This window comes from Mesorhizobium sp. WSM4821, from assembly GCF_055901555.1.
Map to the genome: position 1 here is coordinate 1,769,281 of NZ_CM148371.1, position 12,811 is coordinate 1,782,091.

The 12,811-nt window shown below is 63.5% G+C and carries 12 protein-coding genes; 5 read left to right on the forward strand and 7 right to left on the reverse strand.

Annotated elements, in window-relative coordinates; genetic code table 11:
- Nucleotides 1–240 precede the first annotated feature (240 nt).
- A complete protein-coding gene (locus AC0NID_RS08445) occupies nt 241–1,422 on the forward strand; it encodes an efflux RND transporter periplasmic adaptor subunit (RefSeq protein WP_474033426.1) in 1,182 nt (393 codons plus the stop codon).
- A gap of 2 nt (nt 1,423–1,424) precedes the next feature.
- Nucleotides 1,425–4,601 (forward strand): efflux RND transporter permease subunit, encoded by a 3,177-nt coding sequence (locus tag AC0NID_RS08450; RefSeq protein WP_474033427.1) that lies wholly within the window; start codon nt 1,425–1,427, stop codon nt 4,599–4,601.
- Between the two features lie 102 nt (nt 4,602–4,703).
- Here AC0NID_RS08450 and AC0NID_RS08455 read toward each other — a convergent pair whose 3' ends face one another.
- Complete coding sequence (locus AC0NID_RS08455; protein ID WP_473456055.1) at nt 4,704–5,669, reverse strand: NAD-dependent epimerase/dehydratase family protein; 966 nt, start codon at nt 5,667–5,669, stop codon at nt 4,704–4,706.
- Nucleotides 5,670–5,763: 94 nt separating this feature from the next.
- On the opposite strand from AC0NID_RS08455, the gene AC0NID_RS08460 reads away from it, so the two are divergent.
- The gene (locus AC0NID_RS08460; RefSeq protein WP_473456056.1) at nt 5,764–6,678 is read left to right on the forward strand and encodes a LysR family transcriptional regulator; all 915 of its coding nucleotides are present in this window, start codon (nt 5,764–5,766) and stop codon (nt 6,676–6,678) included.
- Here AC0NID_RS08460 and AC0NID_RS08465 read toward each other — a convergent pair.
- The 3 genes from AC0NID_RS08465 to AC0NID_RS08475 form a co-directional block, all read right to left on the reverse strand.
- The gene (locus AC0NID_RS08465; protein WP_473456057.1) at nt 6,636–7,832 is read right to left on the reverse strand and encodes an MFS transporter; all 1,197 of its coding nucleotides are present in this window, start codon (nt 7,830–7,832) and stop codon (nt 6,636–6,638) included. The genes AC0NID_RS08460 and AC0NID_RS08465 overlap by 43 nt on opposite strands.
- Before the next feature lie 216 nt (nt 7,833–8,048).
- Complete coding sequence (locus AC0NID_RS08470) at nt 8,049–8,357, reverse strand: DUF1244 domain-containing protein (RefSeq protein ID WP_473456058.1); 309 nt, start codon at nt 8,355–8,357, stop codon at nt 8,049–8,051.
- Between the two features lie 26 nt (nt 8,358–8,383).
- On the reverse strand, nt 8,384–9,181 hold the full coding sequence (locus AC0NID_RS08475; RefSeq protein ID WP_473456059.1) for an N-formylglutamate amidohydrolase: 798 nt from the start codon (nt 9,179–9,181) through the stop codon (nt 8,384–8,386).
- A 287-nt stretch (nt 9,182–9,468) separates the two neighbouring features.
- Here AC0NID_RS08475 and AC0NID_RS08480 point away from each other — a divergent pair, with 287 nt between their 5' ends.
- Together AC0NID_RS08480 and pyk are read left to right on the forward strand one after the other, a co-directional pair.
- Nucleotides 9,469–9,915 (forward strand): DUF1036 domain-containing protein, encoded by a 447-nt coding sequence (locus tag AC0NID_RS08480; RefSeq protein WP_473456208.1) that lies wholly within the window; start codon nt 9,469–9,471, stop codon nt 9,913–9,915.
- Nucleotides 9,912–11,348 (forward strand): pyruvate kinase, encoded by a 1,437-nt coding sequence (gene pyk, locus AC0NID_RS08485; protein ID WP_473456061.1) that lies wholly within the window; start codon nt 9,912–9,914, stop codon nt 11,346–11,348. The genes AC0NID_RS08480 and pyk overlap by 4 nt, the downstream gene beginning before the upstream one ends.
- Nucleotides 11,349–11,463: 115 nt before the next feature.
- On the opposite strand, the gene AC0NID_RS08490 is transcribed toward pyk, so the two are convergent.
- From AC0NID_RS08490 to ykgO, 3 genes are all read right to left on the reverse strand, one after another.
- Nucleotides 11,464–11,667 (reverse strand): hypothetical protein, encoded by a 204-nt coding sequence (locus AC0NID_RS08490; protein WP_473456063.1) that lies wholly within the window; start codon nt 11,665–11,667, stop codon nt 11,464–11,466.
- A gap of 200 nt (nt 11,668–11,867) precedes the next feature.
- Complete coding sequence (locus AC0NID_RS08495; protein WP_473456065.1) at nt 11,868–12,452, reverse strand: tetratricopeptide repeat protein; 585 nt, start codon at nt 12,450–12,452, stop codon at nt 11,868–11,870.
- A gap of 154 nt (nt 12,453–12,606) precedes the next feature.
- On the reverse strand, nt 12,607–12,732 hold the full coding sequence (gene ykgO / locus AC0NID_RS08500; protein ID WP_006203764.1) for a type B 50S ribosomal protein L36: 126 nt from the start codon (nt 12,730–12,732) through the stop codon (nt 12,607–12,609).
- Between the last annotated feature and the right edge of the window lie 79 nt (nt 12,733–12,811).

Consider the following 12,811-nt stretch of genomic DNA (forward strand, 5'->3'; position numbering starts at 1 on the left):
GCCGATGACGGTCGATGCAGCCAAGGGCCTGCCCGGGGGCGCGCCGCGTGGCGGCGGGCGCGTCCAGCCCAGCGAAGTAATAACCCATCAACTTTTCTGACTATATTGCGGTGCAACTTTGATGTAGAAGCTCGGTCGCCGATCACGGCAAGTTGAACACGGCCTTGCGCGCACCCATATCGGCGACGCGCCCGAGTTAGAAGATGCGGCCTGGCCGAACCCCGCACTGGAAAAATGACGATGCCGAAGTACAGGTTTCACAAGCTTGCAGCCATTGTCGTGCTTGTCGGGTTCGCTGCCTGGATGGCGACGGGGGAGTTCTCTTCCGTCGGCAGCGCGGCCGCCGACAACGAACCCAAGGCGGGAGAGGTCGGGCAGCCAGAGGCGGCTGACGCCGGCAAGGCCAAGCCCACTGAGGCAGAGCAGTCCAAGCCGCCCGCGCGCACCGTCGCGGTCATAACCCCGCCCAGGCGTACCTATGCGCGCGCCATCCGGATTTCCGGACTGACCGAAGCCGATAAGCGCGCGGTCCTGGCGACCCGCGTCGCCGGCATCATCGACAAGCTGCCGGTCAGCCAAGGCCAGCACGTCAAGACCGGCGACTTGGTGCTGATGCTCGCCGCCGAGGAAAAAATCTCAGCGGTCGACAATGCCAGACAGCTTGTCGTGCAGCGTGAGGCCGAGCTGGCTGCAGCCCTTCGGCTGATGAAAACCGGCAATTTGCCCAAGCTGCAGCTTGACACCGCGCGCTCGAATTTGACCTCGGCGCAGGCCCTGTTGGAGACGGCCCAAGCCGAACTTGACCGCAACGAAGTGAAGGCGCCCTTCGACGGCGTCATCGACCGGGTGCCGGTGGAGCTTGGTAGTTCCGTGATGCAGGGCGGCGAGGTGGCGACCATTATCAAGCTCGATCCCGTGATCGCCCGCGGCGAGGTCAGCGAACGCGATCTCGGCTATCTGAAGATCGGCGACAAGGCGAATGTACGGCTGGTCAGCGGCCAGACCGTCGAGGGCACCGTGCGCTACATCAGCCGCGACGCGTCGTCCGCCACCCGCACCTTCCGCGTCGAGATAGCCGTCCCCAATCCCGAGGGCGCCATTCCCGCCGGGATGACGGCCGAGATCGCGCTCAGCGCGCAGCCTACCGACGCCGTCATGCTGCCGCGCTCGGTGGTGACGCTCGGCGACAAGGGCGACCTCGGCATTCGCGCCGTCGACAAGGATAGCAAGGTCGTGTTCTTCCCGATCGACCTGGTCGACGATACGCCGACCGGCCTGGTGCTCGGCGGCATCCCGGCCGACGCGCGCATCATCGTCGCCGGCCAGGAACTGGTGACGGAAGGTGAAGTGGTCAAGCCGGTCGAGGCCGACCAGGCGACCATCCGAAAGCTCTTGGGCGAAGCGACGGCCGGGACGCAGTAATCATGGATATCGTCAAACTTGCCATCAACAATGCCCGGCTGACCATTTCGATCCTGATCTTCCTCATCCTTGCGGGTGCGGTCGCCTATCAGTCGACGCCGAAGGAAGCGGAACCCGATGTTCCGATTCCGATGATGTATGTCAGCCTGATCTATCAGGGCATCTCGCCGGAGGACTCGGAACGCCTTCTGCTGCGGCCGATGGAAGCCAAGCTGAAAAGCCTCAAGGGCCTCAAGGAGATGCGCTCGGCTGCCTTCCAGGGCGGCGGTTACGTGCTGGTCGAATTCCACCCGCAGACGGATCTGGCGACGGCGTTGCAGGACACGCGCAGCAAGGTTCAGGATGGCAAGGCCGACCTGCCGCAGGCAGCCGAGGAGCCTGTCGTTACCGAAGTCAACGTCTCCGAGTTTCCCGTTCTGGTCGTGACGCTGTCGGGCGAGGTGCCGGAGCGCCTGCTGACCGCGGCGGCGCGCGAACTGCGCGACCGCATCGAGGAAGTGCCCGGCGTGCTGGAAGGTGCGCTGCAAGGCGCGCGCGACGATCTCGTCGAAGTCGTCATAGATCCGATGAAACTGTCTTCCTACGGGCTGCAGCTCGAGCAGCTGATCGGTGCGGTTGGTGATTCCAACAGCCTCGTCGCCGCCGGCAACATCGAAGGGTCCGAGGGCAAATATGCGGTCAAGGTGCCGTCGCTGATCGAAACGCCGGAGGACGTGGCGGAACTGCCCATCGTCGCCGGCCCCAATGCCGTGGTGCAGGCCAAGGATATCGCCACCGTCCGCTCCACCTTCAAGGACGCCGAGACGGTGACCCGCCTCGACGGCAAGCCGGCGATCGCCATCGAGGTGAAGAAGCGGATCGGCTCCAACCTGATCGATACGATCGCCCAGGTGATGAAAGTGTCCGATGCCTACCTCGAGTCGATGCCGGAAGGCATGCACGTAACCTACACCCAGGACAAATCGGTCTTCGTCAACCAGTTGCTCGGCGATCTGCAGAACCACGTCATGATCGCCGTGATCCTGGTGTTCATCGTCATTCTCTACGCGCTGTCGGGCCGTGCGTCGGTGCTGATCGGCCTTGCCATTCCATCGTCCTTCTTGATCGGCATCCTGCTGTTGGCCATGATGGGCTACACGATCAACATGATCGTGCTGTTCAGCCTCATCCTGGCGGTCGGCATGCTGGTCGACGACGCCATCATCGTCACCGAATTCGCCGAGCGGCGCATGAGCGAAGGCATGCCGAAGGAAGAAGCCTTCGCGCTCGCCGCCAAGCGCATGGCCGGCCCGGTCATCGCGGCGACGATGACGCGCATCGCCGCCTTTTCGCCCCTACTGTTCTGGCCGGGCATCATCGGCGACTTCATGAAATACATGCCGATCACGCTGATCGTCACGCTTTCGGCCTCGATGCTCTATGCGCTGGTCTTTGCGCCGACGCTTGGCGCCTTGTTCGCCAAGGCGCCGCCCCATCACGAGGACGATAACCGCGATGGCTGGTATATGGCCGTGGTCAAGCAGGCGGTGCGCTTTCCCATCACCGTGCTTCTGCTGACCGTCGCCCTTTTGTTCGGTGTCGGCTTCGCCTATTCGAAATACGGCGCCGGCGTCGAGTTCTTCCCGAATGTCGAGCCCGACTACGGCCTGCTCTATGTGCACGCCCGCGGCAATCTTTCGCTCGCCGAAATGGATGCCGCCACGAAGACCGCGGAAAACCGGCTTCTCGGCTGGCCAGGCGTGAAGTCGGTCTATACCCGTGTCGGCAAGACGCAAGGCGGCGGCCAGGACATTCCCGAAGACGTGGTCGGCGTGATCCAATACGAGTTCGTCGACTGGCGCGAGCGCAAATCGGCGAACTCGATCCTGGACGAATTGCGCGGCGTCATGGCCGGCATTCCCGGCGTCGACGTCGAGGTTCGCGTGCCCGAGGCCGGTCCGCCCACCGGCAAGCCGATCCAGATCAGGCTTTCGGCCGTCGATCCGGAAGGTCTCGACGACACAGCCCGCGCCGTCGCCGCGCGCATCGCCAAGGTGCCCGGCGTCATCGACATTTCCGACGGCCTGCCGCCGCCCGGCGTCGACTGGGCGCTCGAGGTCGATCGCGCCAAGGCGGCGCAATACGGCATCAGCCCGACCTCGGTCGGAACGGTGGTGCAACTTGTGACGAACGGGCTGAAGCTCAGCGAATACCGGCCTGCCGGATCGGATGACGCCGTCGACATCAGGCTGCGTCTGCCGGAGGACCGGCGCACGCTGTCGATGCTTGACGAGCTCAGGGTGCAAACTTCACAAGGGTCGGTGCCGATCTCGAATTTCGTCGCGCGCAAGCCCGAGCCGACCGTCGGCATCCTCAACCGCATCGATGGCGCGCGCACGGTGGTCGTTCAGGCCAACGTTGCCGCTGGTGCTCAGGTCGCGGCCGTCCAGCAAGAGGTCACCCAGGCTGTCGCCGATATGGATCTCGGCAGCGGCATTCGCTGGAAACTCGCCGGCTCGAACGAGGACAGCGCCGAGGCCAGCGCCTTCCTCAGCAAGGCGTTCGGCGCCGCGATTTTCCTGATCTTCCTCGTGCTTCTTGCGCAGTTCAACAAGTTCACTAGCGTCTGGCTGGTGCTGTCCTGCGTGGTCATGGCGACGATCGGCGTGTTCCTCGGCCTTCTTCTAACAGGCGAGGCATTCGGCATCGTCATGTCGGGCATCGGCGTCATCGCGCTGGCCGGTGTGGTGGTGAACAACAACATCGTGCTGATCGACACCTATGATCGGCTGCGCGAAGAGGGCTGGGACAAAGTCGAAGCGGTGCTGCAGACCTGCCGCGAACGTGCCCGCCCGGTTGTGCTGACGGCGGTGTCGGCGATCCTCGGCGTGCTGCCGATCGCTTTCGGCCTCGGTCTCGAAATCTTCCATCACGAGACGACGATCAACGCGCCGTCGACGCAATGGTGGATATCGTTATCCTCGGCGATCGTCTTCGGCCTGTCCTTCGCCACCGTGCTGACGCTGGTGGTGACACCGTCGATGCTGATGGTGTTCACCCGGGCCAAGGTCAAGCCCGGGGCCCGGCGCGGCTGGTTCAGCCGGTTGTTCAGGCGCGGCAAGGGCGAGATTTCATCGCCGGAGGCGAAGCCAGAGTTGGGTCCAGAACCCGAGATAGCCTTTCCGAAGGCCGCCGAATAGACTGATACCGCTTGGCGCGCCGCGCGTATTTTGAACCGTGCGAAGAAAAAGGCCTCCGGAACCGGGCGGCCTTTTTGCCTGCCTCGATGAATTCGATTTCGCTCAAGCGGCCATCCGGCTGTGTGGTGCGCCAATGGTCGCAATGCCTATATCGGCAAGAGCGTCCGCCACCGCCTTGTCCAGCGGCGTATGCGGGATCGTGCCGATAATGCCTTCGAGCCTCACCGAGGTCAGCTGGTGTTGCTCGAAACGAAGATAGGACATCGAGACGATCTCGCGCCACATCGCCACGAACGGGCTGCCGGCGCGCAGCACCCACCACGCCATCGACGTCAGTTTCAGCGTGCGCCCGAGCGCTTTCTCCGCAGCCGCCTTGATCGCCAGATCGGTGACCGCGTGACCGGGGAAGTTCAGCGCCTCGTAGGTACCGAGCTTGTCGAGATTTTGCGCCAGTCCGACGAATGCCCTGGCCAGGTCCGGCAAGTAGGCCCATTCATGCACAAGATCAACTGGTCCGGGGGCGGTATAGAAACCCTTGTTGATCTTGGCGGCGACGACAAGGTCGAACCATGAGCCGGTGCCGGTGCCGCCGAAGAAATCACCGGCTCGCAGCAGAATGGTGCGCACTCGACCCGATTCAGCCTCACGGCGAAAGAGGTCTTCCAGGGCGACGCGGATGCGGCCCTTTTCGGTCGTCGGCAGAAATGGCGTGTCTTCTGTGATCACCGCCGGCATCGGCGAGCCATAATTGTAAACGTTGCCTGGAGCGAGGTGCAATGCGTCGTTCGCCCGGCAGGCGGCCATCACATTCTCGGCCATCGGCAGGCACTTGTCCCAGTCGGTGTAGAGCGGGTTGAGGCCGTTGAAGATGATGTCGGCGCCTTCGGTGGCGCGGATAAGCGCTTCGCGATCGAGGCCGTCGCCGGCGACAGCTGTGGCGCCCGCGAGTTCCGCCGGTATCTTGCCGCTGCGGGCGACAGCCCGGACGTCGTAGCCGGCGTCGCGGAAGGCCTTGGCCGCTACCCGGCCGAGCCGGCCGTTGGCGCCTAGAATTGCGATCTTGGTCATTTTTCGTGTCCGGGTTTGCGTTACGCTCCGAATATGGTTGGCCCTCAAACGAATGGAAATTGACTTAATCTGTCGATCTGTTATTCAATTTTGAATGACTGATATCGATTGGAACCTGATCAAGAGCTTCGTCACGGTAGCGGAAACCGGCAGCCTGTCCGCCGCCGCGCGCAAGCTGGCCGCAAGCCAGCCGACGCTCGGCCGCCATATCGCCGAGTTGGAGCAGGCGCTCGGCGTCACGCTGTTCCGGCGCGGGCGGCGTGGTTATGCGCTGACCGAAGCCGGCAGCACGCTTTATGAGCGCGGCCAGGCGGTGAGCGAGCAGGCGAGCGCCTTTTCGCTATTGGCGCTGGGGTCGGCCGAGGCGATCGAGGGCACGGTCCGCATTGCCGCCAGCGAAGTGGTGGCGGCCTATGTCCTGCCCGGGATGATGGCGCGGCTGGGCGTCGAGGAACCCGGCATCGAGGTCGAGATCTCCGCGTCGAACCAGGTCGAAAACCTGTTACGCCGCGATGCCGACATCGCCATCCGGATGGTCAAGCCGGCGCAGAACGAACTGGTGGCGCGCAAGGTGGCCGACATTCCGCTTCGCGCCTGCGCGGCAAAATCCTATCTCGACCGGCGCGGCCGTCCGCGCGAACCCGGTGATCTTGCCGGCCACGACCTGATCGGCTTCGACCGCAGCGACGAGATCATTCGCGGCTTTGCCCAATTCGGCGTCTCGCTCACCCGCAATGCCTTCCGCTTCAGGACCGACAACCAGATCGTACTGTGGGAGGCGGTGCGGACGGGCAACGGCATCGGCTTTGGCCAGGAACCGCTGGCCAACCGCGATCCGCTGGTGGAGACAGTGCTGCCGGACCTCGCGTTGCCGACGCTGCCGGTATGGCTGGCCATGCACCGCGATGTGCGCACCAGCGTGCGCATACGCCGCGTCGCGGATTTTCTTCACGAGGCGTTGAAGCGCTATTCGGCTGGTGCGGCGTCGGGGGCGAATTCGGCGCGATGAGCGAGCCCGGCCATCAATAGAACGACGACCAGCAGCCCCGACAAAGCGACGAAGATCGGGCCGAAGCTCGAGTGCTCGGCGATGAAGCCGATTGCCGACGGCGCCACCAGAATGCCGGAATAGCCCATTGTGGTGACGACGCTCATGCCAGTGCCGGACGACATGCCTTCCTGGTTGCCGCCGGCGGAAAACAGGATCGGCACCATGTTGGCGATGCCGAAGCCGCAAAAGGCAAAAGCCGCTATGGCAAGCCAGGATGAGGGTGCCAGCCCGGCCACCAGCATGCCGGCGGCGGCGACAAGGGCCGACACGCGCAGCGTCGTCACCGCGCCGAAGCGGTTGCGGACCTCGTCGCCAAGGAAGCGCATGACGGCCATGACGCCCGAAAAGGCAGCGTAGGCAAGGCCCGCTATGGCAAGATCGGCGCCGAGTTCCTGCCGCAGATACAGCGCCGCCCAGTCGAGCACCGCGCCTTCGGAGATCATTGTGAGCAGCGCCATCAGCCCGACCAGATAGACCAGCGGATTTCCCGGCAGCGTGAATTTGCGATGCCCGTTGCCGCCTGTTGACCCTCGGAGCGGCTTGTCTTCGGCTACCAGGTGGCGGACCGCCACTGCGATCACGGCAAAGGCCAGTGCCGTCACGACCGCCGCGTGGGCGAGATGGCCATAGTTCTGGATGGCGAAGCCGCCGAGAGCGCCGCCGGCGAAACCGCCGAGGCTCCAGAAGCCGTGCGAGGACGACATGATTGCGCGGGACAACCGCCGTTCCACCACGACCGCATTGGCGTTCATGGCGACATCCATGCCGCCGATCGAACCGCCGAAGATGAACAAGGCGATCGCCGCCAGCGGCACGTTGGGGGCCAGCGCCACGACCAGCAGGCCGAAGCTGCCGACGAGACCGAACCAGCGCAGCACGGTGCGCGACCCATGCCTGGAGATCAGGTGACCGCACCACGTCATCGCCGTGACCGCGCCGGCGCCGAACAGAAGGATCAGCAGGCCGAGCGTGAACTTCGAGATGTCGAGCCGGGTCAGGAACACCGGGATCTGCGGCGCCCAGGCGCCGGTCAGGAAGCCATTGGCGAGGAAGATGGCCGCCACCGCCCATCGTCCATGAATGGCGGCCTGCATGACGTTTTGCGCGTGCATCGCGTAGAATCCGGTCCGAAAATGGCATCGGGCGGCAAATTAGATCGATTCAATCGTCAGTCAAGCGCTCTCGGCCGAAAGTGCTTGGGCCAAGCGGTACCTGGGACCGATCTAATCGAATGGGTTAACTACGATCTTATCCGAAGCGCAGGTCAGCGCAGCAAAACCGGATCTCCGCTTTTCGCTTACGCGGCCCTTCAGTCCGGGATCACGGCCCTAATGATCCTTTGGGCGTCTTGCCTCGAATTCCGCCTTCTTGGCGTCGGAGGCCTCGGTCTGGTTGAGCGCCTGCCATTCGGCATAGGGCATGCCGTAGATGATCTCGCGCGACTGGTCCTTGCCGAGATCGACGCCCTCGGCCTGCGCGGCATCGCGATACCAGTTGGACAGGCAGTTGCGGCAGAAGCCGGCAAGGTTCATCAGGTCGATGTTCTGCACGTCCGTGCGCTCACGCAGATGCGCGACCAGCCGGCGGAAGGCGGCGGCTTCGAAATCGCGTTTTTGCTCGTCGCTGAGATCGGTCATTGCTTCCTGGCCTCCTTGGGCCTCCGTCATAGTGGCCCGGTGCGCGAGCCGAACATCTTCACAGCATGTATATCGGGGCGGCGATTGATCGCGTCAACGATCGGTGCCAGCCGTTCGGCCCATGCAACCGCATTCTTCCGATCGGCGATCAGGTCCTGGCGGATCTCGATCAGCGCATGGGCAAAGCCGTTGACGATGGCATGCCTGAACATGGTGTCGCCGCGCAATGCGCCATCATAAGGCTCGTTGTCACCGACGACGAGGTCTTTGTCGGCGGCCAGCATATCGATCAACGGCCGCGCCACCCGGTCGTCGCGATCCCACAAGATACCGACATGCCACGCGCGCTCGAGCCCCTGCATCGCCGGCGTGAAGGAATGCACCGAGAAGATGAAGGGCGCGCTTGCGGAGGCCTGCGCGACCGACGCGATCATGGCGCCGACCGCGTCGTGATAGGGCCGGTAGAATCGATCCAGCCGCCTTTCGTGCTCTTCCGCTGATATGGGGTAGTTTCCCGGTACGACCGTGCCGTCGTAGAGTTGGCGGATCAGCGTCGGATCGTCTTCGCCGCGATTGGGATCGATTAGAAGTCGCGAAAAAGTGGCGAATACCGCCGGCACGCCGAGCAAAGCGGCCAGTTCTCGTGTCACCGTCTCGACGCCGATGTCGTAGGCGATATGGCGGTCGAATTCCGCCGCTGGCAGGCCGAGACTGCCATAGTCCTCCGGCAGGTCGCGGCGGGCGTGATCGGCCAGGAGCACGATGCCTCGCTTGCGGTCGCCTTCGACGATGTCGAAAGGCGCAAAAACTGTGGATCGGGTCATTGGTGGGAAATGGTCTGTTCGCTGGCTTCCGGGGAGGGTGGTATCGTCATTCCACGAAGAGGACGCTTGCGCAATGCCGTTGTTTGGCCATGGTTTCTGCGGAAATCTGGCACAGGGCGGCAGACCGTGCGCCAGAGCCTTCCTAAATCGATTGGAATTGGGCAAATGGGCGCGTTGACATGCGCCCGGACTTTTCCGAAAAGGGGCGTTGAGAGATGCAAATGTGGTTCTTGAGGGGTTTCAGGATGGATTCCGCCGGCAGGCCGCGCGTGCGCTATGCCTTCGCCATGCCGCTCCTGAGCCTTGCCGTGGGCTTCGCCGCGATGGTTGCTGCCTCGCCCGCGCGCGCCGATTTCCGTGTCTGCAACGCCACGCAGAACCTGGTCGGCGTCGGCATCGGCTATCGCGCCAAGGCCGGCTGGATCACCGAAGGTTGGTGGCACATCGAAGGATCGAGCTGCAAGACGTTGATCGAAGGGCCGCTGTCATCAAGGTTTTACTATCTCTATGCAGAAGACGCGGAGCGCGGCGGGCGCTGGGATGGCCCGATCAACATGTGCGTGGCCGAAAAAGAGTTCAAGATCGCCGGCGTTGCGGATTGCGTCGCCCGGGGCTTCCAGCGCGCCGGATTCCAGGAATATGACACGGGCGAGCAGTCAAGCTGGATGGTCCAGCTGACCGACGACCCCGCAACGGGGGGCGCTCCAGCCGCCCCGGGAACAAACAGTCAATGAGACGTAGCCGCAAGGTCAAGATACTCGCCACCATCGGTCCTGCCTCCTCCTCCGAGGATATGCTGAAGAAGCTCTTCGAAGCCGGCGCCGACGTGTTCCGCATCAATATGAGCCACACCGATCATGAATTGATGCGCACGCTTGTCGGTCGTATCCGCACCGTCGAGAAAGCGGTCGGCCGGCCGATCGGCATTCTCGCCGACCTTCAGGGGCCAAAGCTGCGGGTCGGCAAATTCGCCAACGGCAAGGAGGCGCTGACACTCGGCCAGACGTTTACGCTCGACGACAATCCCGAGCCTGGCAATTCGACCAGGGTCTATCTGCCCCATCCCGAAATCCTGAGATCGGTCGAGGTCGGAGACCGCCTTCTGATCGACGATGGCAAGCTCGAGCTGAAGGCGGTGAAGAGCGACGGCAAGGCGATCGTCTGTACCGTGATCGCCGGCACCACGATCTCCGACAAGAAAGGCGTCAGCCTGCCCGACACCGACCTGCCGGTAGGCGCGCTTACCGAAAAGGACCGCAGGGACCTCGATGAGGTGCTGGCCACCGGTGTCGACTGGGTGGCGCTGTCGTTCGTGCAGCGGCCGGAGGATCTGGCGGAAGCGCGCAAGATCGCGCGCGGCCGTGCGCTCATCATGGCCAAGATCGAAAAGCCGCAAGCCGTCGCGCGGCTGGCCGAGATCATCGAACTTTCGGATGCCTTGATGGTCGCCCGCGGCGATCTCGGCGTCGAAATGCCGCTCGAAGCCGTGCCCGGCATCCAGAAGCAGATCACTCGCGCCGCGCGGCGCGCCGGCAAGCCGGTGGTGATCGCCACGCAGATGCTGGAATCGATGATCGCAGCACCCGTGCCGACCCGCGCCGAGGTGTCGGACGTCTCGATCGCCGTGTTCGAAGGCGCCGACGCCATCATGCTCTCGGCGGAGTCCGCGGCCGGCGCCTACCCGGTCGAGGCGGTGGCGATGATGGACCGCATCGCCACCAAGGTTGAAACCGACCCGACCTATGCCGGCATCATCAATGCGCAGCGCTCGCAGCCGGAAGCGACCGGCGCCGACGCGATTTCGCTGGCCGCCCGCGAAATCGCCGAGACGCTGAAACTGTCGGCGATCATCAGCTATACGGCGTCCGGCACGACCGGCCTGCGCGCCGCGCGCGAGCGGCCGCAGGTGCCGATCGTCGCGCTGTCGCCGATCGTCAACACGGCGCGGCGGCTGTCGCTTTTGTGGGGCACGCATTGCGTCGTCTCGCCCGATGCCATCGACCTCGACGATATGGTCGACCGCGCCTGCCGCATTGCTTTGGACGAGGGATTCGGCAAGCCGGGCGACCGGGTTATCATCACGGCCGGCGTGCCGCTGAGGACGCCGGGCTCCACCAACATGCTGCGCATCGCTTATATCGGATCGGAGATGCAGGCCAGCCGCTAGAGCGAGTCGCTCAAAGTGCGCGGCGATTTTAGGCCGCCCACAGGCGAATTCACCAAGCTGAAGCCAAGCCTCGCCCCGGTGCGGAGCGCGCGGCACCCTGCTGCCTGCAACCGGATCAAGAAGGTGAGGCGACGGCGAGTACGATCGAGATTATCAGCAAGAGCGGCCCCATCCATTTGAAATGGCTGGGAAGGCGTGCCAACCAGGTCTGTTGTCCGGCTTGGGATTGGTTTGGCATCTGGAGGAACCCGTAGCCGACGCCCGACATCCATAGACCGGCGCAAAACATTATGAACTCGTCGATGTAAGCTGCAATCATGATTGCCCAACCACTCCAGCCCCTTACAGAAACCACACATCGCGCTCACCGACAAGCAGTGCCGAGATAAGTAAAAGCGATGAGATTGGTCGTTTCACTGACCGGAGGGTGGCCATGGCTATGGCTACAGCAAGAACGACAGCAACGTTGAAATTGCCGTGGGGCGATCACAGCCCAGGGGCACTAATGACCCTCCGGTATCAAATCCCTTCGCCGGCGAGCTCTTCCGAAAGCGTTCCGACCTGATCCTGGGCGCTGCGCAACATCGGATAGATGCCGAGCACGCGCTGCCATGCTTCCAGCGCCGACTCCTTGTGGCCGGTTACGGTCATGATCTGCGCCAGGCCGGAAAGCGCGCCGAAATGGCGTGGTTCGAGCTGCAGCGTGCGGTCGATGTCCGACATCGATTTCCCGAAGTTCTTCATCATGAAATGCGCGGTGGCGCGCCGGTTCCATCCCTCCGCAAAGGCCGGTTGCAAGGTCACCACCTGATCGAGGAAATCGAGCGCCACGTCGAACTTCTGGTCTTCGATCGCCTTTTGCGACCATTGCATCATGAGGTCGATAGAGGCGCTGCCGGACTGCGCCCACTCGTTCGAGATGCGCGCGGCGATGCGCTCGGCGGCTTTTTCGTTGCGCTCGCGCTTCAGGTCGGCGAACAACTGGTCGAGCCTTGCCTCTCTGGTCGTGGCGACCGGAGGTGCGACCGGATCGTCCGCTTGAGCCGGAAGGGAGGCGGAACCGAAAAGAAAAAGCGCCGCGAGAAATGCAAAAAGAATCCGCATAGTCGGAATCTAGCCCCGGACAGCGGGTCGTCAAACTGAATTTAGCGTGAGAAGGCCGGCAGGCCGGTATTGGAGCCACGCGTCCTTTCGACGCGCAAAGGACGTCGATGCGGTAATATCATGCAAGCGCGGAGGCAGGCCCCACGCGCAAGGCTCAACCCTGGCGCGCCTTGTAGCGCGGAGCGGTCTTGTTGATGATGTAGATGCGGCCCTTGCGGCGAACCAGCTGGTTGTCGCGGTGACGCGCCTTCAGCGCCTTGAGCGAATTCTTGATCTTCATGGTCTTGCCCGTCGGTCTGGGCCCGGTCCCGGGCCGAATTATTAAGGCGCGCTCGGAAAGCGCGCCTTTCAACTTGTGC